Source organism: Kitasatospora sp. NPDC091207 (genome assembly GCF_044768625.1).
Lineage (GTDB): Bacteria > Actinomycetota > Actinomycetes > Streptomycetales > Streptomycetaceae > Kitasatospora.
Window position 1 is genome coordinate 283,871 of the sequence record NZ_JBIVVS010000002.1, and the last position, 25,491, is coordinate 309,361.

Here is a 25,491-nt window from a genome sequence, read left to right on the forward strand (position 1 = left end):
CCCAACGGACGGTCAGGATAGCCGCATGACCTACCGCACCCCCCGCGTCGCCCTGGTCGGCGACCGCTCCCCCGCCGTCCGCTCGCACGCCCGCGTCCCCGGGCTGCTCGACGCCCTCGCCACCCGCGACCAGCTCGTCCTGGACGCCTACTGGATCCCCACCGAGGACGCCGGGGCGCCCGGCGCCCTCGACGGCTTCGACGCGATCTGGCTGCTCCCGGGCAGCCCCTACCGCAGCGAGGCGGGCGCGCTGGCCGCCGTCCGGACGGCCCGCGAGCGCGGCATCCCGTTCCTCGGCACCTGTGCCGGCTTCCAGCACGCCGTCCTGGAGTACGCGCGCGACGTCTGCGGGATCGGCGCGGCCGCGCACGGCGAGAGCCACCCCGACGAGGAGGAGCTGGTGATCGTGCCGCTCAGCTGCTCGCTGGTCGGGCACGAGGGCGCGGTGCGGATCACCCCCGGCACGCTGGCCGAGCGGGTCCTCGGCACCACCCGCACGCTGGAGCGGTACCACTGCGCCTACGGCCTGAACGCCGCCTACCTGGAGCGGCTGCGCGAGCACGGGCTGCGGTTCACCGGCGCGGACGACGACGGCGACCTGAGGATGCTCGAACTCCCCGGCCACCCCTTCTTCCTGGCCTCGCTGTTCCAGCCGGAGCTGGCCGGTGACGGCACCCGCGCCCACCCGATCCTGCGCGCCCTCGCCGCCGCCGCGGTCGACCACGCGGCGGCGGCCGGACAACCGGTACCGGCGCGGGACTGACCCGCCCCGGGTCAACCGACCGACAGATAGAGGCCGTCACCCGCCAGGGCGACGTACTCGTCCACCAGGTAGGGGCTCGCGCCGGGGGCGGTCTCACGGTCCTCCCCGGTCCGGGCATCCAGCACCACCGGATCACGCTTCGAGGTGAGACCGTAGACCGCGCGTGCCATGCCGCGCCCCCGGGCGTCGGGGGCGACGGCCACCCCGCCGACACCCGTCACCTCCAGGTCGACGCCGCCCACCGTGAACGGCAGCCGTCACAGGCCGGAGTGGGCGAGCAGCCGGCCGCCCTCCCCGCGCACCCCGAAGTGGATCTCCTTGGGCAGGAAGGTCAGCCCGGTGTCCGCGACACCGTACGGATCGGGGCCGTCGCCGAGGATCTCGGCCTGCTCGGCCGGGCCGTAGTCGGCGAGGCGGACGACGTCGGGAGTCATGTGATCAGCCATTGCCCCATGATCACCGCTGCCCGGGCGGCCTGACCGGATCAGACCTGACGGGACTTCAGCTCGCCCCAGACCTCGTCCACCCGGGGCGGGAGGGCCTCCAGCGGACCGCTGTTGTCGATCACCAGGCCCGCGACGGCCAGCCGGTCGGCCCGGGTGGCCTGCGCGGCCATCCGGGCCCGGGCCTCCTGCTCGGTCATCCCGCGCAGCCGGACCAGCCGGTCGATCCGCACCGCGTCCTCGGCGTCGACCACCAGCACCAGGTCGTACAGCGGGGCGAGCCCGTTCTCCACCAGCAGCGGAACGTCGTGCACCACCACCGCGTCCGGCGCGGCGGCCGCCTCCAGCTCGGCGGAGCGGGCCCGGACCAGCGGGTGGACGATCGCGTTCAGCGCCTTGAGCCGCTCGGGGTCGGCGAAGACGACGGCGCCGAGGGCGGGCCGGTCCAGCGACCCGTCCGGCCGCAGCACGCCCGCGCCGAACTCGGCCACCACGGCCTCCAGGCCGTCCGTCCCGGGGGCGACCACCTCGCGGGCGATCACGTCCGAGTCCACGATCACGGCGCCGTGGGCGGCGAGCAGCCGCGACACCTCGCTCTTGCCGGCGCCGATGCCACCCGTCAGTCCGATCTTCAGCATGGCGCCAGGCTACCGGCGCGCCGCCGTCGCGGTCAGCCCCGTCGCGGGCGACCCCGCCCGGGGTCAGCCCAGGTCGAGGCTCTCGCCCTCCCCGAGCGCGCACAGCTCGGCCCCCGTCCCCGGGCCGGCGGGGCCGACCAGTCGGGTGTGCACCGCCAGGCCCGCCGGGCTGAGCACCGCGTCGTGGATCGGCAGCGCCCGGCGCGGACCCGACTCCCGGACGTAGTCGACCAGCTCGGCCACCTTGGTCCACGGGCCGGCGATCGGCAGCAGCAGCGTCTCCACCACGTGCGGCGGCACGGTCAGCGCGTCACCGGGGTGGAACAGCCGGCCGTCGAAGAGGAAGCCGATGTTCGGCACCAGCGGGATGTCGGGGTGGATCACCGCGTGCCACTCCCCGTGCACGGAGACACCGATCCCGCCGACCTCGAAGGCGTCGCCCTCCCCGACCACCGCCACCCGCTGCGCGAGGCCGTCCAGCTGGGCGGCGACCGCGCCGTTGGTCCAGACCCGCAGCGCCGGGTCCGCCGCCAGCGCGGCCCGCAGCCGGGCCTCCTCGAAGTGGTCGACGTGCTCGTGGGTGATCAGCACCGCGTCCGCGCCGGTGAAGGCGGCGGGGTCGGTGAACATTCCGGGGTCGATGACGACGGTGGTGCCGCCGTGCTCCAGGCGAACGCAGGCATGTCCGAACTTCGTGATCCTCATACCACCGAATGTACAGCAAGGCTGCACAGCCTCGCTGCACAGAGTGCCGGTACGCTTCTCCCATGAACAGCCCGTCCCCCGACGCCCTCGAACTCGCCGCCGACCTGCGCGCCGCCATCGGCGAGCTGGTCCGCGCCCTGCGCGACACCGACGCCCTGCCGCAGAACCAGGCCGCCGTCCTCGGCCTGCTCGTCCGCGACGGCCGCGCCCGCACCGTCAGCGAACTCGCCGCCCACCAGCGCGTCCGGCACCAGTCGATGGCCCGCACGGTCGCCCTGCTCACCGAGGCCGGCCTGGTCACCCAGGAGCCGCACGCCACCGACGGCCGCAAGCTCCTCGTCACCCCCACCGACGCGGGCCGCGCCGCCCTCTACGAGCAGCGCGCCCGCCGCGAGGCGGTGATCGCCACCGCCGTCGAGACCCGCCTCGCCCCGGAGGAGCGGGAGACCCTGCGCACGGCCGTCGACCTGCTGCGCCGACTGCGCTGAACGGCCGGGCAGCGGGACAACTCCAAGCGATCTTGGCCGTTCTGACGCCCTGCTAGGGTCGCGAGGCGTGACGGACCGGGCGGGGAGACAGTACGAGTCGATGCGCGCGCACTTCCTGCGCGCCGCCGGACAGCGCGGATTCACGCTCGACCCGGCGCAGGAACCACCGGTCGAACGGCTCAGCCGGCTCGCGGGCGAGCTGGCCCACCCCGCCTGGCGACTGCGGCGGCCGCCGCGCCACCTCTACCTCTGGGGTCCGGTCGGCCGCGGCAAGAGCTGGCTGGTGGACACCTTCCTCGACGGCCTGCCCACCCCGCGCAAGCGACGGCTGCACGTCCACGACTTCTTCCGCCGGCTGCACGAGGGCGTCGCCCGGGAGTCGCACGCCCCCCCACGAGGGCTCGGCGGTCGACCGCGCCGTCGACGAGCTGCTCGGCGACTGCCGGCTCCTCGTCTTCGACGAGTTCCACGCCCATGACGCGGGCGACGCCATGCTGGTCGCCCGCCTCTTCGGCACCCTGCTGGAGCGCCGGATCACCCTGGTGACCACGTCCAACTACCCGCCCGCCGGGCTGATGCCCAACCCGCTCCACCACCACCTCTTCGAACCGACGATCCGGCTGATCGAGGAGCGGATGGACGTCCTGAACGTCTCCGGGGCGGTGGACTTCCGGCGGCAGCCGCGACCGGACGACGCGCGGCAGCGCTTCACCCTGGGCGCCCGGCTGGCCACCGGGACGGAGGAGGCCGCGGGCCTCACCCCGCCGCGGCCCGAGGAGGCCGGTCCGGTGCCGGCGCACCACCGCGCGCTGCCGGCCCGGGCGGTCCGCGACGACCTGGTCTGGTTCGGCTTCGACGAGCTGTGCGAGGGCCGCACCGCCGTGTCCGACTACCTGGTGCTCGCCGAGCGCTTCCCCGCCCTCGTCCTGGACGGGGTGCCGCCGCTGTCCACCGTGTCCCCCGACGCCCGCCGGCGCTTCGCCAACCTGGTCGACGTCTGCTGTGACCGGGACACCCGCCTGGTGCTGATCGGCGCCGACCCGCTGGCCGGACTGTCCGGCGACTCCGGCCCGCTGCTCGACCTCGACCGCACCGCGAGCCGCCTCGTCCTGCTCCGCCGGCCGGACTGAGCCGGGCCGCGGCGGGGGCCGGACCGGGCCGGCCGGTGTCCCTCCGGCCGGCTCCTCAGCCGCGCGCGTCCGCCCCCGCGCCCGCCAGGTCGTGGACCGGGGCCCGCGGCACCGGCAGCACGGCCGGCTCGATGGCCGGCAGTTCGACGTGCTCGCTCAGGCCGAACCGTCGGTGCAGCCGCCGCAGCGGGGCCGGGGCCCACCAGTTGAACTCACCGAAGAGGCTCATCGCGGCGGGGACGAGCAGGCACCGGACCACCGTGGCGTCCACCGCCACGGCGACGGCCAGCGCGATGCCCATCTGCTTGACCATCAGCATGTCCCCGAGCGCGAACCCGGCGAAGACGATCACCATCAGCAGGGCCGCCGAGGTGATGATCTTCCCGCTGCGCTGGACGCCCAGTTCGACGGCCCGGGTGCAGCTGTGGCCCTTGTCCCGCAGCTCCTTGATCCGGGCCAGCAGGAACACCTCGTAGTCCATCGACAGGCCGAACGCGAAGGCGAAGACCAGTACCGGTATGAATGTCTCCAGCCCGCCGGTGGGACTGAAGCCGAGCAGGCCGCTGAACCAGCCGTCCTGGAAGACCAGGGTCAGGGCGCCCAGCGAGGCACCCAGCGAGAGCAGGTTCATCAGCAGGGCCTTGACCGGCATCACCACCGAGCCGGTCATCAGGAAGAGCAGCACCAGCGTGCCGAGCGCCACCAGGCCCAGCGCGACCGGCCCCCGGGTGAGCAGCTCGTGCTGGAAGTCGACCACCGAGGCGGCGCCGCCGGTCACATAGGTGGTGAGCCCGGCCCGGTCGGCCCGCAGCTCCTTCACCACCTGCTTGGCCCCGCCGCCCTGCGGGTCGCCGTGCACCAGCACGTCGATGGTGGAGAGCTTGTCGCCGACCGGGGTCACCGCCCGGACGCCGTCGACACCGGGCAGCTTGGCGACCACCTCGTCCGCGTACGCCTGGGCCACCGGTGCGCCGCCCTCGACGACCACGGTGACCGGCGCCTGCGAGGCCTGCGGGAAGCGCTGGTCGATGGTCTCGGCGACCTGCCGGCCGGCCGAGGAGGCGGGCAGCACGGCAGCGCCGGAGGTGCGCATGTCGGCGTGCAGGAACGGTGCCCCGGCCGCCATCAGCAGCGCGGTACAGGCGAGCGCGACCGGCACGGCGCGCTTGCGCACCCGGCGGACGGTGCGACTGAAGAAGCCCTCGTCGGGGACGGGCGCGTCGGGGGCCTTGATCCGGCTCCCGGCGAAACCGAGCAGCGCGGGGATCAGGGTCAGCGCGGCGGCGACGGCGATCACCACCACGCTCACCCCGGCGGCGGCGACCGCGCCGAGCACCGGGCTGGTGAAGACGAAGAGACCGGAGAGCGCCACGGCGACGGTCAGCCCGGAGAAGGCGACGGTCCGGCCGGCGGTGGCGGCGGTCCGTTCCACGGCGGCGGCGATGCCCGCGCCATGGCCGCGTTCCTCGCGGAAACGATTCACCATGAGCAGCGCGTAGTCGATCGACAGGCCCAGCCCCAGCACGGTGGCGATCGGCAGCACGCTGGTGTCGATGTCCATGATCCTGCTGAACCCGAACATGGCCAGCAGCGCACCGCCCACCGAGGCGACCGCGCCGATCACCGGCAGGCTGGCGGCGGCCAGCCCGCCGAAGACCAGCACCATGACGACCAGGGTGACCGGCAGGGTGACGATCTCGCCGAACCTGGTGTCCTTCTCGGTCTGCTTCTTGACCTCCTGCTCCAGCACGAGGTCACCGCCGACGGTGACGTGGGCCCCGTCCGCCCGGATCCCGGCCAGACGCTGGGTGACGGCGTCGGTCTGCGCGGCGGTGCTGCCGTCGGCCATCCGGACCGAGACCAGGCCGGCGTCGCCGTCGGCCGACCGCAGCGCGGCGCCGGCCGGACCGGAGCCGTAGGCGTCGGTGACCGAGGAGACCCCGGGCAGCGCGGCGATCTCGGCGGTGGCCCGGGTCACGGCGTCCCGGACGCCCCGGTCGTCGACGGGCCTGCCGTCCACCACCGCGGTCACGGTGCCCCGGGCCGGATCGGCCGCGGCGACCACCGCGCCGCCGCGGTCGGCCTCGGAACTGGCCGAGGAGGCACCCGCGACGGATCCCTCGAACACCCGGCCGCCGATCAGGACCCCGACCACCAGGACGACGGCCCAGAAACCGAGCACCCAGCGCCGGTGCCGGAAGCAGAAACGGCCGAGGGCGGCAAGGCGTCCGTCGACCTGGCGGCCGGCGGACGTGCGGGTGGGGGGTGTCACTGCGGTGCTACGGCGCATGTGCAGGGGTGCCTAGCGTGCGGGGCCGGGTGAGCGACCCATCGGGCAACTGATCCCAAGGTAGGCCCCAGGTCCTGAAACACCCATAGGCACCCGATGAGCCCCTTATCACAAAAATCCCGCATATAAGGAACAAATAAGTGAATGCCCAAAACAATGAGCCCCACCCGGAATTCCGGGTGGGGCTCATCGATCAAGCGGCTATGCGCAGGGCACTAGCGAGGGGCGGGAGCTCAGCTCTGGCCGCCCGCCAGCTTCTCGCGCAGGGCAGCCAGGGCCTCGTCCGAAGCGAGAGCGCCGGAGCCCTCGTCGCTGCTGGAGGAGTACGAGCCACCGGCGGCGGCGGCGACAGCGTCGCCACCCTCGGCAGCGGCCTCGGCGTCGGCCTCACGGCTCTTGATGACCTGGGCCTGGTGCGACTCGAAGCGCGACTGCGCCTCGGCGTACTGGGCCTCCCACGCCTCGCGCTGCTTCTCGAAGCCCTCGAGCCAGTCGTTGGCCTCGGGGTCGAAGCCCTCGGGGTAGATGTAGTTGCCCGCGTCGTCGTACGAAGCGGCCATGCCGTACAGGGTCGGGTCGAACTCGACCTCGGCCGGGTTGGCACCGAGGGCCTCGTTGGCCTGCTTCAGCGAGAGGCTGATGCGACGACGCTCGAGGTCGATGTCGATGACCTTGACGAAGATCTCGTCGCCGACCTGGACGACCTGCTCCGGGATCTCCACGTGGCGCTCGGCCAGCTCGGAGATGTGGACCAGACCCTCGATCCCCTCGTCCACGCGGACGAACGCACCGAACGGAACCAGCTTGGTGACCTTACCCGGGACGACCTGGCCGATCTGGTGGGTCCGGGCGAACTGCTGCCACGGGTCCTCCTGGGTCGCCTTCAGCGACAGGGAGACGCGCTCGCGGTCCATGTCAACGTCGAGAACCTCGACGGTGACCTCCTGGCCGACCTCGACAACCTCGGACGGGTGGTCGATGTGCTTCCAGGACAGCTCGGAGACGTGAACCAGACCGTCGACGCCGCCGAGGTCCACGAACGCACCGAAGTTGACGATCGAGGAAACGACGCCGGAGCGCACCTGACCCTTCTGCAGGGTGGTGAGGAAGGTCTGGCGGACCTCGCTCTGGGTCTGCTCCAGCCAGGCACGGCGGGACAGGACCACGTTGTTGCGGTTCTTGTCCAGCTCGATGATCTTGGCCTCGAGCTCCTTGCCCACGTAGGGCTGGAGGTCGCGAACACGACGCATCTCGACCAGCGAGGCCGGGAGGAAGCCGCGGAGGCCGATGTCGAGGATGAGACCACCCTTGACGACCTCGATGACGGTACCGGTGACGATCCCGTCCTCTTCCTTGATCTTCTCGATCGTGCCCCAGGCACGCTCGTACTGAGCGCGCTTCTTGGACAGGATCAGACGACCCTCCTTGTCCTCCTTCTGGAGAACCAGGGCCTCGATCTCGTCGCCGACCTTGACGACCTCGTGCGGGTCGACGTCGTGCTTGATCGAGAGCTCACGGGACGGGATGACACCCTCGGTCTTGTAACCGATGTCGAGGAGCACCTCGTCACGGTCGACCTTCACGATGATGCCCTCGACGATGTCGCCATCGTTGAAGTACTTGATGGTCTCGTCGATAGCCGCGAGGAACGCCTCAGCGTCGCCGATGTCGTTGACCGCGACCTGCGGGGTGGTGCTGGTGGAGGAGTCGGTGGGGCTCGTCATTAGGAAAAGGGCTCCGGTGCGGACATGAAGTCGTAGGTAATGCCACGCGGAGGGCCCGTATCGCTCCTGCCGAAAGCCGGACAGCCAAGAACACGGCGCACCGGAAATTCCCGCACAGCGAGAAATTCGGTGTCCGTCTTGCGACCGTGGGGTCTTCGACAGATGCGAGCGCGACCTGCTCCGTCCGAGGCGCGCAGGCCCGCAGCGCAACTTGTAGCATACGGGGACGGCCAGGCACGGTCAACGCCAAGGGCGTCAAGACGGTGGAGGCCGGTATGGATCAGGCCATATCCTCCGATTGCGCACCTCATGGTGGCGGCCGCAGGAAGCCCTTCCCCGGATGCCACCGCCTGGATCCGGGCCCTTGACGGGCCGGGTCGCGGCAGCGGCGCTTCCGCAGACCACACCCTACGCGATGGGCATTATCACCGTGGCCACCACCCCCCCGTCCGACCTGCATGATCTTGACGACGACGGCGACGACGCGCTAAGGCGCGAGGCCGAGTCCGGCGAGAGCAGCCGGGCCAGCCGGCACTGGTGGGACCGCAACGCGGACGAATACCAGGACGAGCACGGCGAGTTCCTCGGCGACGACCGCTTCACCTGGTGCCCGGAGGGCCTGGACGAGGCGGACGTCCGACTGCTCGGGAAGATCGCCGGCCGCAGCGTCCTGGAGATCGGCGCCGGCGCCGCCCAGTGCTCGCGCTGGCTGGCCGCCCGGGGCGCCCGGCCGGTCGCCCTGGACATCTCCCACCGCCAGCTCCAGCACTCCCGCCGGATCGACCTCGTCCGCGGCGGCGCGCCCGTCCCGGTGGTCCAGGCCGACGCGGCGGTGCTGCCGTTCGCCGACGGCTCCTTCGACCTGGCCTGCTCGGCGTACGGCGCCGTGCCGTTCAGCGCCGACACCGCCGCGCTGATGCGCGAGGTGCGCCGGGTGCTGCGCCCGGGCGGGCGCTGGGTGTTCTCGGTGACCCACCCGATCCGCTGGGCGTTCCCGGACGAGCCGGGTGTCGAGGGGCTGACCGCCACCGCCTCGTACTTCGACCGCACCCCGTACGTCGAGCAGGACGCTCAGGGCCGGGCCACCTACGTCGAGCACCACCGCACCGTCGGGGACCGGGTGCGCGAGCTGGTCGGCGCCGGGTTCCGGCTGCTGGACGTGGTGGAACCGGAGTGGCCGGCCGGGCTCGAACAGGAGTGGGGCGGCTGGTCGCCGCTGCGCGGGCGGTTGATCCCGGGCACCGCGATCTTCGTCTCCGAGCGGGCCTGAGCCGGGCCTGAGCCGGACCTGAGCCCGCGGCGGGCCCGGCGGGCCGGCGGGCCGGCGCGGACCCTCGCACCGGCGGGGGCGGAGGCCGGCCGGTGTGATCGGGGAGACTGTGCGGGTGAACCCCGCCTGGCGCGAACTGCCCGTCCGTACCGCCCTGCCGGCCCTGCACCGCGCGCTCGACGAGCGCGGGGTGGCGGTGCTGGCCGCCCCGCCCGGCACCGGCAAGACCACGCTGGTGCCCCTGGCGCTGGCCGGGCTGCTCGACGGGGACGCCGCCCGCCCGGTCCGCCGGGTGCTGGTCGCCGAGCCGCGCCGGCTCGCGGTGCGGGCGGCGGCCCGGCGGATGGCCTGGCTGCTCGGCTCGACGGTGGGGGCCGAGGTGGGCCACACCGTGCGCGGCGAGCGCCGGGTCGGGCCGAGGACCGTGGTCGAGGTGGTGACCACCGGCGTACTGCTCCAGCGCCTCCAGCGCGACCAGGAACTGCCCGGCGTCGACGTGGTGGTGCTGGACGAGTGCCACGAGCGGCACCTGGACGCCGACACCGCGCTCGCCTTCCTGCTGGACGTCCGGGCGGCGCTGCGGCCGGAGCTGCGGATCCTCTGCGCCTCGGCGACCTCCGACACGGCGGCCTGGGCGGACCTGCTCGGCGACGCGCGGGGCCCGGCGCCCGTGGTCGAGGCGCACGGCGTCTCGCACCCGGTCGAGGTGGTGTGGGCGCCGCCGCCCCGGGCCGTCCGGCCGGCGCACGGCACCCGGGTCGACCCGGCGCTGCTGGAGCACGTCGCGGCCACCGTCCGGCGGGCGCTGACCGAGTGCCGGGGCGACGTGCTCTGCTTCCTGCCCGGCGTCGGCGAGATCGCCCGGGTCGCCGGCCTACTGGCGGACGCCCCGGCCGAGGTGCTGCAACTGCACGGCCGGGCCCCGCAGCCGGTACAGGACGCGGCGCTCGCGGCGGGCGACGGCCGCCGGGTGGTGCTGGCCACCGCCGTCGCCGAGTCCTCGCTGACCGTGCCGGGGGTGCGCGCCGTGGTCGACGCCGGCCTGGCCCGCGAGCCGCGCACCGACCACGCGCGCGGACTGGCCGGTCTGGTGACCGTCCGGGCCTCGCTGGCCGCCGCCCGGCAGCGGGCCGGCCGGGCCGGGCGTGAGGCGCCGGGCACCGTCTACCGCTGCTGGGCCGAGGCCGAGGACGCGCTCGCCGCCCGCTTCCCGACCCCCGAGATCGCCCTCGCCGACCTCACCCCGTTCGCCCTGCAGGCCTCCTGCTGGGGCGACCCGGAGGCGACCGGCCTCGCGCTGCCCGACCGGCCGCCGGCCGGGGCGATGGCCGCCGCCCGGCAGACCCTGCTGGCACTCGGCGCGGTGGACGCCGACGGCCGGGCCACCGCGCGCGGGGTCCGGCTGGCCCGGACGGGCCTCCACCCCCGGCTCGCCCGCGCCCTGGTGGACGGCGCCCCCGCGGTCGGCTCACGGCGCGCCGCCGAGGTGGTGGCCCTGCTGTCGGAGGAGCCGCCGCGCGCGCTCGGCGACGACCTGGGCGCCGTGCTGCGGACCGTCCGGGACGGCCGCGACCCGTACCCGGGCCGCTGGCGCGAGGAGGTGCGGCGGCTGCTGCGCGGGGTGGACGAGGCACCGGCGACGCCGCTGCCGGACGCGGCGGCGGTCGGCCTGGTGGTGGCGCTCGCCTTCCCCGAGCGGATCGCCCGGGCCCGGGTGGAGAAGCCCGAGCCGGGGGCCCGCAGCCCGTATCTGATGGCCTCGGGCACGGCGGCCGAACTGGCGCCCGGCACCGCGCTGGGCGCGGTGCCCTGGCTGGCCGTCGCGGTGGCGGACCGGCCGGCCGGGTCGCCGTCGGCGCGGGTGCTGCACGCGGCCGCGCTGGACGAGGAGACGGCCCGGCTGGCGGGAGCGCCGCTGCTGGCCACCCGGGAGGAGGTGCGCTGGGACGTCCGGCGCCGCGAGGTGACGGCCCGGCGGGTGGAGTCGCTGGGCGCCGTCGAACTGGCCGCGGCGCCGCTGGACCGGCCCCGGCCGGCCCTGCTGCGGGCCGCGCTGCGGGAGGGACTGGCCCGGGAGGGCGTCGGCGAGCTGCTGACCTGGTCGGCCGCGGCGGCCGGGCTGCGCGAACGGCTGGCCTTCCTGCACGCGGCGATCGGCGAGCCCTGGCCGGCGGTCTCGGACGAGGCGCTGCTGGCCCGGGCGGACGACTGGCTGGAGCCCGAACTCTCCCGCGCCCGGCGGCGTTCCGACCTCGCCCGGATCGACACGGCCGCCGCCCTGAAGCGGCTGCTGCCCTGGGCGGGCGGCGAGGCCGGGCGGCTGGACGAGCTGGCGCCGGAGCGGATCACGGTGCCGTCCGGCTCCCGGGTCCGGGTCGACTACAGCGGCGAACGGCCGGTGCTGGCCGTGAAGTTGCAGGAACTGTTCGGCTGGGCCGCCGCACCGGCGCTGGCGGGCGGGCGGGTGCCGCTCACCGTCCACCTGCTCTCCCCCGCCGGCCGGCCGGCCGCCGTGACGGGTGACCTCGCCTCGTTCTGGCGCGAGGGTTACCGGGCCGTCCGGGCCGATCTCCGGGGCCGCTACCCGCGCCACCCGTGGCCGGAGGACCCGACCACCGCCCAGCCGACGAAACGGCTCAACGCCCGGCGCTGACCGGCCGGGAGGCCGCCCGCGGGGTGACACCCGCGGGCGGCCGGGGCGCTGCCGGTCCGGCCGGTCCGGTCGTCCGGTCGGATCAGAACTGCTCGACGAAGTACGGCTCGACGGTCATCCAGCCGTTGCCGCGGGCCCCGTTGAGACGGCCCGAGCTGCCGCGGGCGAGGGTGTACCAGGAGTCCACGTAGTCCGGGTCGTCGACCCACCAGGAGTCCGGCAGGGCCGCCAGGACGGCGTTGACCAGCGGAATGTAGGCACCCTGGTCGGCGATGGTGAGCAGCACGGCGGCCACGGCCTGGGCGAGGGCCAGGTAGTTGGTGTCGCCGTCGTCCTCCATCAGGACGACATCGGCCAGGTTGTACTTGTAGTTCGACCAGTTCACCAGGATCTGGTTCGGGTAGTACACCGTGCCGTCGTACTGGAGGTACGGCATCGCGACCGAGTCGACCCGGACCTTGCCGTCCTGGCCGAAGCCGGTCACCAGGCTGAACATCTCGGCGGCGCCCTTGAACCAGGGCTCCTCGTCGTCGGCCACCTCGATGCCGCTGATCTTGGTGGCCCACCAGCCGCCGGCGGCCTGCGCCGCGCCGGCCCCCTGGACGGCGGCGCCGGGCGCCTCGGCGGCGGGGGCCGGCCCGTTCGGAGCGGCGGCGTCGAGGCCGCGCGCGCCGAACTCCCGCTGCAGGACGGCCAGCCCGGCGGCCAGCGTCCTGGCCGTGTCGATGTCGACCAGGTAGACCGGCTGCCCGGGCACCGCCCCGGCGTCGAGGGCGTGGGCCCGGCCGGCGGTGTCGTAGGCGCGGACGGTGCGGGCGTGGTCGTCGGCGACGGCGGTGGCCACCAGCGGGGCCGCGCCCGCGTCCAGGGCGGCCCGCATCGAGGGATCGGCCAACTGGACGCGCAGCAGCGGGCCCAGGTCGGCGCCGAGGCCCTTGGCGGCGGCGATCGCGCGGTCCGCCCGCGCGATCGCGGCCGCCAGCCCGCGGGCGGCGGGGCCCTGGGCGGCGGCGGCCAGCGGGGCGAGCCCGACGGGGCCGGTCGCCGCTCCGGTGGTCGCGGACCGCAGCCGGTCCCGCAGCGCGGAGTCGGTGAGGGAGGTGGCCAGGGCGCGGGCGACCTCGTCCTCGATCGCGGAGACCTGGGTGGTGGTGGCCTGGGTGGCGGTGGCCTGCTTGGCGGTGGCCTGCTTGGCGGTGGTCTGGGTGGTGGACGCGGCGGGGGCGGGCGCCGGGGCGGCCACGGCCTGGCCTGCGCCGAGCGCGAGCAGCGACAGGGCCGCGAGCGCCACGACGGCGCGCCGCAGAGGGGGCACGGACATGAGGGATCTCCAGACTCGTCGGGTGAGGCGTCGGAGCGAGCGAGCATCGGAGCGGGTGGCGCGGCACCGCGCCGCGATCAAGAGCGTCGGTGCCATGACAAGTGAAGAGGCTCCCTGACGCCGTATCAACCCCTGGAACCTGTCGCCTCCGTGAAGACCGGCTCCGACGACGGGGTCCGACGACGGACGGCGCGGCGGACGACCCACCCCCCCCGCCTCCGGGCACCACAGACCCCCGCCCCCGCAGCAGGCCCGGCCGTCCCCCGAAAGCGGCGTGGGTGCGACCCGAACCGGGTCGCACCCACGCCCTCGGGCCCGCGTCAGTGCGCGGCGGCCTCCCAGTCGGGGCCGACGCCGACCGAGACGTCGAGCGGGGCGCGCAGCGGGTAGGCGCCGGCCATCTGCTCGCGGACGATCGCCTCGACCCGCTCACGCTCGCCGGGGACCAGCTCCAGCACGATCTCGTCGTGCACCTGGAGCAGCATCCGGGAGGTGAGGCCGGCGGCCGTCAGCGCCTCGTCCACCCGCAGCATGGCGATCTTGACGATGTCGGCGGCCGAGCCCTGGATCGGGGCGTTGAGGGCCATCCGCTCGGCCATCTCACGGCGCTGGCGGTTGTCGCTGTTGAGGTCCGGCAGGTAGCGGCGGCGGCCGAGCAGGGTCTCGGTGTAGCCGGTGGCACGGGCCTCGTCGACGACCCGGCGCAGGTAGTCGCGCACACCGCCGAACCGCTCGAAGTAGGTGTCCATCAGGCCCTGGGCCTCGGCGGGCTTGATGCCCAGCTGCTGGGAGAGCCCGTACGCGGAGAGCCCGTACGCCAGGCCGTAGGACATCGCCTTGATCTTGCGGCGCATCTCCGCGTCCACGGCGTCGCCGGGGACCTCGAAGACCTGGGAGGCGACGGTGGTGTGCAGGTCCTCCCCGGTGGCGAAGGCCTCGATCAGGGCCTCGTCCTCGGAGAGGTGGGCCATGATGCGCAGCTCGATCTGGGAGTAGTCGGCCGTCAGCAGCGCCTCGTAGCCCTCGCCGACGACGAAGGCGCGGCGGATGGCACGGCCCTCCTCGGTGCGGACGGGGATGTTCTGCAGGTTCGGGTCCTGCGAGGAGAGCCGGCCGGTGGCGGCGACCATCTGGTTGAAGGTGGTGTGGATACGCCCGGCCCGCGAGACCGTCTTGAGCAGGCCCTCGACGGTGGTGCGCAGCTTCGCCTGGTCGCGGTGGCGGAGCAGGATGACGGGCAGCTCGTTGTCGGTCTGGGTGGCCAGCCAGGTGAGCGCGTCGGCGTCGGTGGTGTAGCCGGTCTTGATCTTCTTGGTCTTGGGCAGGGCCAGCTCGCCGAAGAGGATCTCCTGGAGCTGCTTGGGCGAGCCGAGGTTGAACTCGTGGCCGGCGGCGGCGTGCGCCTCCTCCACCACGCGCTGGATCTCGGTGGCGAACTGGGCCTCCAGGCCGGTGAGCCAGGGGCGGTCGGCGGCGATGCCGGTGCGCTCCATCCGGGCCAGCAGGGCGGCGATCGGCAGCTCCATGTCGCGCAGCAGCTCGGTGGCGCCGACCTCGGCGAGGCGGGTCTCGAAGAGGGCGGCGAGGTCGAGCACGGCCCGGGCCTGGAGCATCAGCGCCTGGGCGCGGGCGGCCACCCCGTCGGTGTCGTCGGCGTCGTCCGGGGTGTCGAAGGACAGCTGGCCGCTCTCGGCGACCGGGGCCGGGGCGAGCGAGCGGGCCAGGTACTCCTCGGCGAGCACCTCCAGGGTGAAGGTGCGGCGGCCGGGCTTCTCCAGGTAGGCGGCGAGGGCGGTGTCGGCGACGACGCCCCCGATCGTCCAGCCGCGCTCGGCGAAGGCGCGCATCACCTGCTTGGCGATGTGCAGGGCCTTCGGGGCGGCCGGGTCGGCCAGCCAGCCGGCGAAGGCGCGTTCGTCCTCCTCGGCGAGCAGCGCCGGGTCGAACCAGGCGGCGGACTCGCCGACGGCCAGCGCGATCTCGGTGACCTCGCCGGTGCCGAGCGCCCAGCGGTAGACGGCGGCCAGGGCCACCGGGGCCTTGGCGTCGGCGTGCCGGCGCAGCCACTCGGCCAGCGTGCCCGGGTCGTTGAGCAGTTCGCCGTCCACCTCCACGCCGGGGGCCAGTTCGGCGGCGGCCTCGGGCTCGGCGGCGGCCGGGTCGATGCCGAAGACCCGGTCGCGGAAGTTGGCGTTGCGGAACTCCAGCGACTCCATCAGGCCGGCCACGGCCTCGCGGTCGAACGCGGCGCGGCCCAGCTCGGTGACGCCGAGCGGGAGTTCGACGTCGCGGACCAGCTCGGTGAGGACGCGGTTGCGCTTCACCGAGTCCAGGTGCTCGCGCAGCTTCTCGCCGATCTTGCCCTTCACCTCGTCGGCGCGGGAGACGAGTTCGTCGAAGGAGCCGAACTGGTTGACCCACTTGGCGGCCGTCTTCTCACCGACGCCGGGGATGCCGGGCAGGTTGTCGGACGGGTCGCCGCGCAGGGCCGCGAGGTCGGGGTACTGGCGGGGGGTGACGCCGTACTTCTCGGCGACCTTCTCCGGGGTGTAGCGGGTGAGTTCGGAGACGCCCTTGGTCGGGTAGAGGACGGTGATGTGATCGGTGACCAGCTGGAGCGAGTCCCGGTCGCCGGTGACGATGTCGACGTCGAAGCCGGCCGCCTCGGCGGCGGTGGCGAGGGTGGCGATGATGTCGTCGGCCTCGAAGCCCTCGACCGTCATCCGCGGCACCCGCATGGCGTCCAGGAGTTCGCCGATCAGGCCGATCTGGCTGCGGAACTCGTCGGGCGTCTTGGCCCGGTTCGCCTTGTAGTCGGGGAACTCGACGGAGCGGAAGGTCTGCCGGGAGAGGTCGAAGGCCACCGCGAGGTGGGTGGGCCGCTCGTCCCGGACGGTGTTGGCGAGCATCGACGCGAAGCCGTACACCGCGTTGGTGGGCTGGCCGGTGGAGGTGTTGAAGTTCTCCACGGGCAGCGCGTAGAACGCCCGGTAGGCCATCGAGTGCCCGTCGAGCAGCATCAGCCGGGGCCGCGCCCCGTCGCCACCCGCCGCGCCCTTGTCCGTACTCTGCGTAGCCACGTCAACGTCCGTTCCTGCCGATTCCACTACCGGCCACCGATCCTATGGCCCGGCACCGACAAAAAGGGCGCCGCGCAGCCCGGGGTGCGGGGCGCCCGCACGGGCGGGCGGGCGCGCGCGCCCGCCCACGCGCGCGCGGGCGTGGACGCGAGGGGGGTGCGCGGGACGCGGCCGGCCCGCCACGCCAACCCGCCGACGCGACCGCTACCGCCGAGTAGGACGGTCGTACGATCACAGGCAGCACGACGACGTGACCCCGAGCGGCAGGAGCTCCCCCATGACCGAAGCGGCCCCCGGCGCGACCACCCCCGACGCGGCCCCCGCCCTGAACATCCCGCAGGAGGTGCTGGACCACTTCGCCAAGCTCGGCGTCGACCCCGTCACCTTCTCCGGCGGCCGCCTCGGCGACAAGCTCGGCATCCGGGTCGTCGAGGCCTCCGGCGACCGGGTGGTCGGCACCATGCCCGTCGAGGGCAACCAGCAGCCGTACGGACTGCTGCACGGCGGCGCCTCGGCCGCGCTGGCCGAGACCCTCGGCTCGGTCGGCGCGATGCTGCACGCCGGCCCCGGCCGGTACGCGGTGGGCGTGGACCTGAACGCCACCCACCACCGCTCGGCGACCTCCGGCCTGATCACCGGGGTCGCCACCGCCGTGTTCAAGGGGCGCACCGCCGCCACCTACGAGATCGCGATCACCGACGACACCGGCAAGCGGGTCACCAGCTGCCGCCTGACCTGCATGCTCCGCGACCTCTGACGCCCGGTCGGCCCGGTCGGCCCGCCAATGGCGCGCCGACCGGGCCGACTGATCATCAATTCCCTTGTCCGCCCCCTTGTTTGACCTTCGACTGCCCTGGGCAGGCGTTGGTCCAGACAAGGGGGCGGCCGCGTTTCGGCGCACTTTCAGGGATGTAACACTGCGTAACAAGTAGGAAATCCGAACTTTTGACCACTTCCGGGCCCTCAGCAGCCCGGAGGTCCTTCGTCAACCCCTCAAGTGTCCGATATTCGGACGCACACGCCCGAAACCAGCACGCCGGACAGTCGTGTCCGATTATCGGCGAGGCCAGGAGTCACCCGCATTTCTGGCCCTTACATGCGCTTACCAGCGAGTAAATGCCCAATGGTGCGGGATCGATCGAACCAGAACGACCACATACTGAGACGGTCGCTCCGTGTGCTCATAACAAGAGAATCACAGCCTCGCCGCACTACTGCCCGAGCCGCCCAGGGGCATCTAGAGTCACGGCCAGTCACCGCGCCACCGGAGTGGGCCAGCCCCACCGCGCATCCCGGCTCCCGCCACTCAGGCGCGGCGCCCTCCTGAACCGAAGGGGACCCCTGTGCGTCACCGTTCAGCAGTTGTCGTGAGCATTGCCGTGATCGGCGCCCTCAGCATCAGCGCCTGCGGATCCCGCGGCGAGAAGAAGTCCGGGGACGGCAACGCCGGGGCCACCACCACCGTCACCATCGGCGTCGACGCCCCGCTCACCGGCGACCTCTCCGCCCTCGGCCTCGGCATCCGCAACTCCGTCGAGCTCGCCGTCAAGCAGGCCAACGAGAAGAACGAGGTCCCGGGCGTCAAGTTCGAGATCAAGGCCCTCGACGACACCGCCAAGCCCGCCCCGGGCCAGCAGAACGCCACCCAGCTGGTCGCCGACAAGAACGTCATCGGCGTCGTCGGCCCGCTGAACTCCAGCGTCGCCCAGTCCATGCAGCAGATCTTCAACGACGCCAAGCTCGTCCAGATCTCCCCCGCCAACACCGGCGTCGCCCTCAGCCAGGGCGAGAAGTGGGCCAGCGGCGTGAAGGCCCGCCCCTTCACGTCCTACTTCCGCACCGCCACCACCGACGCCGTCCAGGGCCCCTTCGCGGCCCAGTACCTGGCCAAGGACGCCAAGAAGACCAAGGTCTTCCTCATCGACGACCAGAAGACCTACGGCGCCGGCCTCGCCGCCACCTTCAAGGGCGAGTTCACCAAGCAGGGCGGCAGCATCGTCGGCGAGGAGCACGTCAACCCCGACGACCGCGACTTCGCCGCCGTCGTCACCAAGGTCAAGACCTCCGGTGCCGAGGCCGTCTACTACGGCGGCGAGTACCCCGCCGCCGGCCCGCTCTCCCTCCAGCTCAAGGACGCCGGCGTCACCATCCCGCTGATGGGCGGCGACGGCATCCAGAGCGGCGACTTCATCAAGCTCAACCCCAAGAGCCAGGGCGACTTCGCCACCGCCGTCGGCCTGCCCGTCGAGGCGCTCCCGACCGCCGCCAAGTTCATCGCCGACTACAAGGCCGCCGGCTACAAGGACGCCTACGAGACCTACGGCGGCTACTCCTACGACAGCGCCTGGGCCATCATCCAGGGCGTCAAGGCCGTCGTGAGCGCCAACAGCGGCAAGCTCCCCGACAGCCCGCGCGCCAAGGTCGTCGACGCCGTCCAGAAGGTCTCCTTCGACGGCGTGACCGGCAAGGTCTCCTTCGACGAGTTCGGCGACACCACCAACAAGCAGCTCACCGTCTACACCGTCAAGGACGGCAAGTGGGCCGTGGAGAAGTCCGGCACCTTCAGCGGCTGAACCGACCGCGCGTCGGCACCGAGGAACGGCTGAGCCGACCGCACGTCGGCAACGCCACAGCACGTCGGAACAACCCGCGCGGGGGCGCCACGAGTGCCCCCGCGCGCCCCCACATCCACCACCCACGCGGACCCACCACACGCACAACGGAGGCCCAGCGGTGCACGACCTACCGCAGCAGCTGGCCAACGGCCTGATCCTCGGCGCCCTGTACGGGCTCGTCGCGATCGGCTACACGATGGTCTACGGCATCGTCCAGCTCATCAACTTCGCCCACGGCGAGATCGTCATGGTCGGCGGCTTCGGCGCCCTGACCGCCTACCTCGCCCTCCCCGGCGGCACCACACTCTGGCTGGCCCTACCGCTGATGCTGATCGCCGGCGTCCTGGTCTCCACCCTCACCGCCGTCGCCGCCGAGCGCTTCGCCTACCGGCCGCTGCGCAGCGCCCCCCGGCTCGCCCCGCTGATCACCGCGATCGGCCTGTCGATCGTCCTCCAGCAGCTGGTCTTCTCGTTCTACCCCGACGCCAAGAAGGCCCGGGTCTTCCCCAAGATCCCCGGTGACCCCTTCGAGCTCGGCTCCGTCACCATCCAGCGCAGCGACATCTTCCTGATCATCGCCGCCCCGCTCTGCATGCTCGCCCTCGGCTGGTTCGTCACCCGCACCCGCTCCGGCCGCGCCATGCAGGCCACCAGCCAGGACCCCGACACCGCCAAGCTCATGGGCATCGACACCGACCGGATCATCGTCATGGCCTTCGCCATCGGTGCCGCCTTCGCCGCCGTCGCCGCCGTCGCCTACGGCCTGCGCAGCGGCCAGGTCGACTTCCGGATGGGCTTCATCCTCGGCCTCAAGGCCTTCACCGCCGCCGTCCTCGGCGGCATCGGCAACATCTACGGCGCCATGCTCGGCGGCGTCGCCCTCGGCCTCGCCGAAGCCCTCGCCACCGGCTACATCCAGCACCTGCCCGGCATGCACCTCTTCGGAGGCGGCGCCTGGAAGGACGTCTGGGCCTTCGTACTCCTCATCGTCGTCCTGCTCGTCCGACCTCAGGGCCTGCTCGGCGAACGCGTCGCGGACAGGGCGTGAGCACCATGACCACCACCTCGACCACCGAGACCACCCCGGTCATCCCGCTGCCCGCCCGAGCCGCCGCCGCCCTCACCGGCCTCGGCGCCGTCGCCACCACCGCCTCCGCCCTGATGTCGTGGACCTGGACCGACGAGTTCCCCGGCGACCTCACCTACTACGGCTCCCCCGCCGGCCTCCAGTGGCTCGCCCTCACCTCCGGCCTGCTCACCCTCGCCGTGCTGCTCGCCACCCAGGGCGTCCCCGGCCTGCGCTGGATCGCCCCCGCCCGCAGCAACAACGCCGTCCTGTTCGCCGCCGCCGGCGCCTTCGCCGTCAGCTGGTTCTCCGTCATCGCCATCGCGGTCGACCTCGGCGGCCTCGCCAACCTCGAACCCGGCGGCTGGGTCGCCGCGCTCGGCTCCCTGCTCGCCCTCGCCGGCACCCTCGGCCTGCCGCTCGACCGGCGCACCCACGTCCCGCTGCGGATCCTCGGCCGGCGGCTCTTCCTGCTCGTCCCGGCCGCGCCGATCGCCTGGTTCGCCACCCACGCCGTCCCCGAGGACAAGCCGGTCGCCCCGGTGCTGACCGCCCTGGCCGGCGCCCTCGTGATCGCCGCCGGTGTCGTCCTGCTGCTCCAGCTGGGCCACCTCGCCAACAGCCGGCTCCGGCTCGGCACCGTCGAGCGGCCGCTGCCCGCCGCCCGGGAACTGCCCTCCTGGGTCGAGGTCCTGCTCATCGTGGCGGCCTTCGCGGCCGGCCTGTTCGCGATCACCTTCGGCATCGACACCGAGTACGGCGAGCTCTTCATCGCCTACCTGCTGCTGGCCGGCGCCGTGATCCCCGCGCTCGGCAAGGCCGGCCTGCTGGCCCGGCTGCGCGCGCTGACCGTCAAGCACCGCCCGGTCACCACCGGCGCCGCCTTCGCCGCCGCCGCGGGCTTCCCGTTCACCCAGACCAGCGACCAGTACACCTCGGTCGCCGCCAACATCCTGATCTTCGCCACGGTCGCGCTCGGCCTCAACATCGTCGTCGGCCTGGCCGGCCTGCTCGACCTCGGGTACGTCGCCTTCCTCGGTGTCGGCGCCTACGCCGCCGCCCTGGTCTCCGGCTCCCCCGCCTCGCCGATCCACGTCCAGTTCCCGTTCTGGGCCGCGATGCTGACCGGCGCCGTGGTCTCGATGATCTTCGGTGTCCTGATCGGCGCCCCCACCCTGCGGCTGCGCGGCGACTACCTCGCCATCGTCACCCTCGGGTTCGGCGAGATCTTCCGCATCACCATGCTCAACCTCAACGGCACCACCGGCCCGAAGATCACCAACGGCTCCAACGGCATCCCGCGGATCCCCGACCTCCAGATCCTCGGCTTCGACCTCGGCAAGCCGCACACCGTCCTCGGCGTCGAACTCGGCCGGTTCTCCAACTACTACCTGCTGATGCTCCTGGTCACCGCCCTCGTCGTGCTGGTCTTCGCCCGGGTCGGCGACTCCCGCATCGGCCGCGCCTGGGTCGCCATCCGCGAGGACGAGACCGCCGCCGAAGCCATGGGCATCAACGGGTTCCGGCTCAAGCTCCTCGCCTTCGCCCTCGGCGCCTGCCTCGCCGGCCTCGCCGGCACCGTCCAGGCCCACGTCAGCTACACCGTCACCCCCGACCAGTACACCTTCGCCGAGGCACTGCCGCCCAACTCCGCCTTCCTGCTCGCCGCCGTCATCCTCGGCGGCATGGGCACCATCAGCGGCCCGCTGGCCGGCGCCACCCTGCTCTTCCTCGTCCCGAAGAAGCTCGAGTTCCTCTCCAACTACCAGCTGCTCGCCTTCGGCATCGCCCTCATCGTGCTGATGCGCGTGCGCCCCGAAGGGCTCATCCCCAACCGGCGCCGCCAGCTCGAATTCCACGAGGCCGCGATCCCCGCGCAGCCCACCGGCGACACCGTCGCCCTCACCAAGGCAGGGGCGTGACCAGCCAGATGACCACCACCGACGCCCCCGCACCGGTCCCCGCCCGGCCCGCCCCCGCCCGACCCCTGCTCGAAGTCTCCGGCGTCACCATGCGGTTCGGCGGCCTCACCGCCGTCAACGACGTCTCCCTCACCGTCGGCGAGGGCGAGATCATCGGCCTGATCGGCCCCAACGGCGCCGGCAAGACCACCTTCTTCAACTGCCTCACCGGCCTCTACGTGCCGACCGAGGGACGCGTCGCCTACCGCGGCACCGTCCTGCCCCCCAAGCCCCACCTCGTCACCCAGGCCGGCATCGCCCGCACCTTCCAGAACATCCGGCTCTTCGCCAACATGACCGTCCTGGAGAACGTCCTGGTCGGCCGGCACAGCCGGACCCGCGAAGGCATCTTCTCCGCCATCCTGCGCGGCCCCGGCTACCACCGCGCCGAGGCCGAGAGCCGCGCCCGCGCCATGGACCTCCTCCAGTTCACCGGGCTCGCCGACAAGGCCGACCACCTCGCCCGCAACCTCCCCTACGGCGAGCAGCGCAAGCTGGAGATCGCCCGGGCCCTCGCCTCCGAACCCGGCCTGCTGCTCCTCGACGAGCCCACCGCCGGCATGAACCCGCAGGAGACCCGGGCCGCCGAGGAGCTGGTCTTCGCCATCCGTGACCGGGGCGTCTCCATCCTCGTCATCGAGCACGACATGCGGTTCATCTTCAACCTGTGCGACCGCACCGCCGTCCTGGTCCAGGGCCAGAAGATCGTCGAAGGCGACCGCGAGACCGTCCAGAGCGACGAACGCGTCATCACCGCCTACCTCGGCGCACCGCTCGAAGGCACCGCCCCCGCAGCAACGGAGACCGACCAGTGACCGCACTCCTCGAGGTCAAGGACCTCCGCGTCGCCTACGGCAAGATCGAAGCCGTCAAGGGCATCAGCTTCACCGTCAACCAGGGCGAGGTCACCACCCTGATCGGCACCAACGGCGCCGGCAAGACCACCACCCTGCGCACCCTGTCCGGCCTGCTCAAGCCCACCGGCGGCACGGTCACCTTCGACGGCCAGCCCCTCACCACCGTCCCCGCCCACAAGATCGTCGCGCTCGGGCTCGCCCACTCCCCCGAGGGCCGGCACATCTTCCCGCGGATGACGATCGAGGAGAACCTGCTGCTCGGCGCGTTCCTGCGCAGCGACACCGCCGGCATCGCGGCCGACGTGGAACGCGCCTACGGCCTGTTCCCCATCCTCGGCGAGCGGCGCAAGCAGGCCGCCGGCACCCTCTCCGGCGGCGAGCAGCAGATGCTCGCGATGGGCCGCGCGCTGATGTCCCGGCCGAAGCTGCTGATGCTCGACGAGCCCTCGATGGGCCTGTCGCCGCTGATGATGCAGAAGATCATGGCGACCATCGTGGAACTCAAGGCCGGCGGCACGACCATCCTGCTGGTCGAGCAGAACGCCCAGGCCGCGCTCTCGCTCTCCGACCACGGCTACGTGATGGAGACCGGCCGCATCGTCCTCAAGGGCACCGGCGCCGACCTGCTGCACGACGAGTCCGTGCGCAAGGCCTACCTCGGCGAGGACTGACCCGGCACCCGAACGGCCAGGGCCCCGTCCGACCGGACGGGGCCCTGCCGTGCTGTCCGGGACCGCTCAGGCCTCCGAGGCGCCCTCGTCGGCCTTCTTCTTGTCCTGCGCCTCGCCCTCCTCGATCACGGCCTCCGCGACCGCGGCCATCGTCATCCGACGGTCCATCGAGGTCTTCTGGATCCACCGGAAGGCGGCCGGCTCGTTCAGACCGAACTTGGTCTGCAGCACGCTCTTCGCCCGGTCCACCAGCTTGCGGGTCTCCAGCCGCTGGGTGAGATCCGCGATCTCCTCCTCCAGCGTCCGCATCTCGGTGTAGCGGGACACCGCCATCTCGATCGCGGGCACCAGGTCGCTCTTGGAGAACGGCTTCACGATGTACGCCATCGCACCCGCGTCCCGCGCCCGGTCGACCAGCTCGCGCTGCGAGAACGCGGTCAGCATCAGGACGGGCGCCAGGTGCGCCTCGTGGATCTGCTCGGCGGCGGAGAGCCCGTCCAGGACGGGCATCTTCACGTCCAGGATCGCCAGGTCGGGCCGCAGCTCCTGGACCAGCCTCACCGCCGTCGCCCCGTCACCGGCCTCGCCGACGACGGTGTACCCCTCCTCTTCGAGCATCTCCTTCAGGTCGAGGCGGATCAACGCCTCGTCCTCGGCGATCACAATTCGGGTGATCTGGGGCATGTCGGTCTCAAGCGGCTCTGCCTGCTCGTCGGCGGTGCTCACGGGGCTCCTCGTTCCGGCGGGGTACTGCATGCACGAGGGTACCTAGACACGGTATGTTTGAGACCAAGCAGGGTCGGGGGCAACCTTCGATTCAGCGGTTGCCCCGGTAGCCCAGCGGTAGAGGCAATGGTCTCAAACACCATCCAGCGTGGGTTCGAATCCCACCCGGGGTACTTTTCCTTCAATTCCAAGGTCGCCTAAATCGACTGGTGACTGGCGATCTTCATTACTTCGAATGAAGATTCGCACGACTTCCGGCCCCTTGAGCCCTCGGCACCGCAGGCTCGGCCACATGTACGACACGGCCACACGACAGCGAGCCGTCAGCCTTCACGCGTCCGGGCTGACCTTCAGCCAGGTGAGCCGGGCCACCGGAATCTCCCGCTTCGCGATCCGCGAGTGGGCGACGGGCACGGTGCTCGCCGCTCGCCCGACAGCCGACTGTCCGGTACTCCACGACGATCTGGAACCGCGGCGTCCGCGCCCCGACTACGCGTATCTGCTGGGCCTCTACCTCGGTGACGGCTGCATCAGTGAGGGCCGCCGCAACGTCCACGCCCTCCGCATAGCGTGCGGGGACGCATGGCCCGGGCTCATCGACGAGTGCGCACGGGCAGTCGCCGCAGTCATGCCGCACAACAAGGTCCAGCGCGTCCGTGCGACGGGGTGCACCAGCGTGGTGAGCACGAGCAAGCACTGGCCCTGTCTCTTCCCCCAGCACGGCCCGGGGCCGAAGCACCTACGCCGGATCACCCTCGCGCCCTGGCAGCAGGAGATCGTCGACGCTCACCCCTGGGAGTTCCTCCGGGGCCTGATCCACTCGGACGGCTGCCGGATCACCAACTGGACGACCCGCACGGTCGGCGGCGTCGACAAGCGCTACGAGTACCCGCGCTACTTCTTCACCAACACCTCGACCGACATCATCCGCCTCTTCACCGACACCCTCGACGCCGTCGGTGTGCGGTGGAAGGCCGCCACCCGCCCCGCCGGCGCCGTCAACGTCTCCGTCGCCCGCAAGGAGTCCGTCGCCCTCATGGACGCCCGCATCGGGCCCAAGTACTGACTCCGGTGCGGTTCCCCCCGGAGG

General features: G+C 72.7%; 22 protein-coding genes and 1 tRNA gene. 14 read left to right on the plus strand and 9 right to left on the minus strand.

Annotated elements, in window-relative coordinates:
* Positions 1-25 precede the first annotated feature (25 nt).
* Positions 26-763 carry a hypothetical protein gene (locus tag ACIQTO_RS05955; RefSeq protein WP_402383431.1) on the plus strand — a complete coding sequence of 246 codons (738 nt, stop codon included), beginning with the start codon at positions 26-28 and terminating at the stop codon, positions 761-763.
* Between the two features lie 11 nt (positions 764-774).
* Here the strand turns inward: ACIQTO_RS05955 and ACIQTO_RS05960 are convergent, their stop codons facing one another.
* The 4 genes from ACIQTO_RS05960 to ACIQTO_RS05975 all read right to left on the minus strand — a co-directional run bounded on the left by ACIQTO_RS05960 (position 775) and on the right by ACIQTO_RS05975 (position 2,549).
* Positions 775-1,005, minus strand: coding sequence for a hypothetical protein (locus ACIQTO_RS05960; protein WP_402383434.1), 231 nt, complete (start codon positions 1,003-1,005; stop codon positions 775-777).
* Between the two features lie 15 nt (positions 1,006-1,020).
* Positions 1,021-1,209, minus strand: coding sequence for a hypothetical protein (locus ACIQTO_RS05965; RefSeq protein ID WP_402383436.1), 189 nt, complete (start codon positions 1,207-1,209; stop codon positions 1,021-1,023).
* A gap of 38 nt (positions 1,210-1,247) precedes the next feature.
* Complete coding sequence (gene coaE, locus ACIQTO_RS05970; RefSeq protein ID WP_402383439.1) at positions 1,248-1,844, minus strand: dephospho-CoA kinase; 597 nt, start codon at positions 1,842-1,844, stop codon at positions 1,248-1,250.
* A 63-nt stretch (positions 1,845-1,907) separates the two neighbouring features.
* Positions 1,908-2,549, minus strand: a complete 642-nt coding sequence (locus ACIQTO_RS05975) for an MBL fold metallo-hydrolase (RefSeq protein ID WP_402383442.1) — start codon at positions 2,547-2,549, stop codon at positions 1,908-1,910.
* A 62-nt stretch (positions 2,550-2,611) separates the two neighbouring features.
* On the opposite strand from ACIQTO_RS05975, the gene ACIQTO_RS05980 reads away from it, so the two are divergent.
* The 3 genes from ACIQTO_RS05980 to zapE (ACIQTO_RS05990) all read left to right on the plus strand — a co-directional run bounded on the left by ACIQTO_RS05980 (position 2,612) and on the right by zapE (ACIQTO_RS05990) (position 4,167).
* The gene (locus tag ACIQTO_RS05980) at positions 2,612-3,037 is read left to right on the plus strand and encodes a MarR family winged helix-turn-helix transcriptional regulator (protein WP_402383445.1); all 426 of its coding nucleotides are present in this window, start codon (positions 2,612-2,614) and stop codon (positions 3,035-3,037) included.
* A gap of 100 nt (positions 3,038-3,137) precedes the next feature.
* Positions 3,138-3,515: an AFG1/ZapE family ATPase gene (gene zapE, locus ACIQTO_RS05985; protein WP_402383447.1), complete on the plus strand. Its 378-nt coding sequence runs from the start codon at positions 3,138-3,140 to the stop codon at positions 3,513-3,515.
* Positions 3,466-4,167, plus strand: a complete 702-nt coding sequence (gene zapE, locus ACIQTO_RS05990) for a cell division protein ZapE (protein WP_402384242.1) — start codon at positions 3,466-3,468, stop codon at positions 4,165-4,167. The genes zapE (ACIQTO_RS05985) and zapE (ACIQTO_RS05990) overlap by 50 nt, the downstream gene beginning before the upstream one ends.
* Before the next feature lie 55 nt (positions 4,168-4,222).
* On the opposite strand, the gene ACIQTO_RS05995 is transcribed toward zapE (ACIQTO_RS05990), so the two are convergent.
* Positions 4,223-6,439: an MMPL family transporter gene (locus tag ACIQTO_RS05995; protein ID WP_402383449.1), complete on the minus strand. Its 2,217-nt coding sequence runs from the start codon at positions 6,437-6,439 to the stop codon at positions 4,223-4,225.
* Positions 6,440-6,690: 251 nt separating this feature from the next.
* On the minus strand, positions 6,691-8,181 hold the full coding sequence (gene rpsA / locus ACIQTO_RS06000; RefSeq protein WP_387891445.1) for a 30S ribosomal protein S1: 1,491 nt from the start codon (positions 8,179-8,181) through the stop codon (positions 6,691-6,693).
* Between the two features lie 454 nt (positions 8,182-8,635).
* On the opposite strand from rpsA, the gene ACIQTO_RS06005 reads away from it, so the two are divergent.
* Both ACIQTO_RS06005 and hrpB read left to right on the plus strand, forming a co-directional pair.
* Positions 8,636-9,451, plus strand: a complete 816-nt coding sequence (locus ACIQTO_RS06005; protein WP_402384245.1) for a class I SAM-dependent methyltransferase — start codon at positions 8,636-8,638, stop codon at positions 9,449-9,451.
* 94 nt (positions 9,452-9,545) lie between these two features.
* Entirely contained in the window at positions 9,546-12,104 is a 2,559-nt protein-coding gene (gene hrpB, locus ACIQTO_RS06010) for an ATP-dependent helicase HrpB (RefSeq protein ID WP_402383451.1), read from the plus strand.
* A gap of 82 nt (positions 12,105-12,186) precedes the next feature.
* Here hrpB and ACIQTO_RS06015 read toward each other — a convergent pair whose 3' ends face one another.
* Positions 12,187-13,425 (minus strand): DUF3103 family protein, encoded by a 1,239-nt coding sequence (locus ACIQTO_RS06015; RefSeq protein ID WP_402383454.1) that lies wholly within the window; start codon positions 13,423-13,425, stop codon positions 12,187-12,189.
* Positions 13,426-13,745: 320 nt separating this feature from the next.
* Complete coding sequence (gene polA / locus ACIQTO_RS06020) at positions 13,746-16,445, minus strand: DNA polymerase I (RefSeq protein ID WP_402384248.1); 2,700 nt, start codon at positions 16,443-16,445, stop codon at positions 13,746-13,748.
* A 337-nt stretch (positions 16,446-16,782) separates the two neighbouring features.
* On the opposite strand from polA, the gene ACIQTO_RS06025 reads away from it, so the two are divergent.
* The 6 genes from ACIQTO_RS06025 to ACIQTO_RS06050 all read left to right on the plus strand — a co-directional run bounded on the left by ACIQTO_RS06025 (position 16,783) and on the right by ACIQTO_RS06050 (position 23,675).
* Positions 16,783-17,262: a PaaI family thioesterase gene (locus ACIQTO_RS06025; protein ID WP_402383458.1), complete on the plus strand. Its 480-nt coding sequence runs from the start codon at positions 16,783-16,785 to the stop codon at positions 17,260-17,262.
* 586 nt (positions 17,263-17,848) lie between these two features.
* Positions 17,849-19,078, plus strand: coding sequence for a branched-chain amino acid ABC transporter substrate-binding protein (locus ACIQTO_RS06030; protein WP_402383461.1), 1,230 nt, complete (start codon positions 17,849-17,851; stop codon positions 19,076-19,078).
* 160 nt (positions 19,079-19,238) lie between these two features.
* Positions 19,239-20,168 (plus strand): branched-chain amino acid ABC transporter permease, encoded by a 930-nt coding sequence (locus ACIQTO_RS06035; protein WP_380573573.1) that lies wholly within the window; start codon positions 19,239-19,241, stop codon positions 20,166-20,168.
* Positions 20,169-20,173: 5 nt separating this feature from the next.
* Positions 20,174-22,108 carry a branched-chain amino acid ABC transporter permease gene (locus ACIQTO_RS06040; protein ID WP_402384250.1) on the plus strand — a complete coding sequence of 645 codons (1,935 nt, stop codon included), beginning with the start codon at positions 20,174-20,176 and terminating at the stop codon, positions 22,106-22,108.
* Between the two features lie 8 nt (positions 22,109-22,116).
* A complete protein-coding gene (locus ACIQTO_RS06045; RefSeq protein ID WP_402384252.1) occupies positions 22,117-22,962 on the plus strand; it encodes an ABC transporter ATP-binding protein in 846 nt (281 codons plus the stop codon).
* Entirely contained in the window at positions 22,959-23,675 is a 717-nt protein-coding gene (locus ACIQTO_RS06050) for an ABC transporter ATP-binding protein (protein WP_402383464.1), read from the plus strand. The genes ACIQTO_RS06045 and ACIQTO_RS06050 overlap by 4 nt, the downstream gene beginning before the upstream one ends.
* A gap of 66 nt (positions 23,676-23,741) precedes the next feature.
* On the opposite strand, the gene ACIQTO_RS06055 is transcribed toward ACIQTO_RS06050, so the two are convergent.
* Complete coding sequence (locus ACIQTO_RS06055; RefSeq protein ID WP_402383467.1) at positions 23,742-24,431, minus strand: ANTAR domain-containing response regulator; 690 nt, start codon at positions 24,429-24,431, stop codon at positions 23,742-23,744.
* Between the two features lie 70 nt (positions 24,432-24,501).
* Between ACIQTO_RS06055 and ACIQTO_RS06060 the strand changes: the two genes are divergently transcribed.
* Positions 24,502-24,574: transfer RNA gene (locus ACIQTO_RS06060), tRNA-Leu, on the plus strand.
* A gap of 119 nt (positions 24,575-24,693) precedes the next feature.
* Positions 24,694-25,467 (plus strand): transcriptional regulator, encoded by a 774-nt coding sequence (locus ACIQTO_RS06065; protein WP_402383469.1) that lies wholly within the window; start codon positions 24,694-24,696, stop codon positions 25,465-25,467.
* The last annotated feature ends 24 nt before the right edge of the window (positions 25,468-25,491 follow it).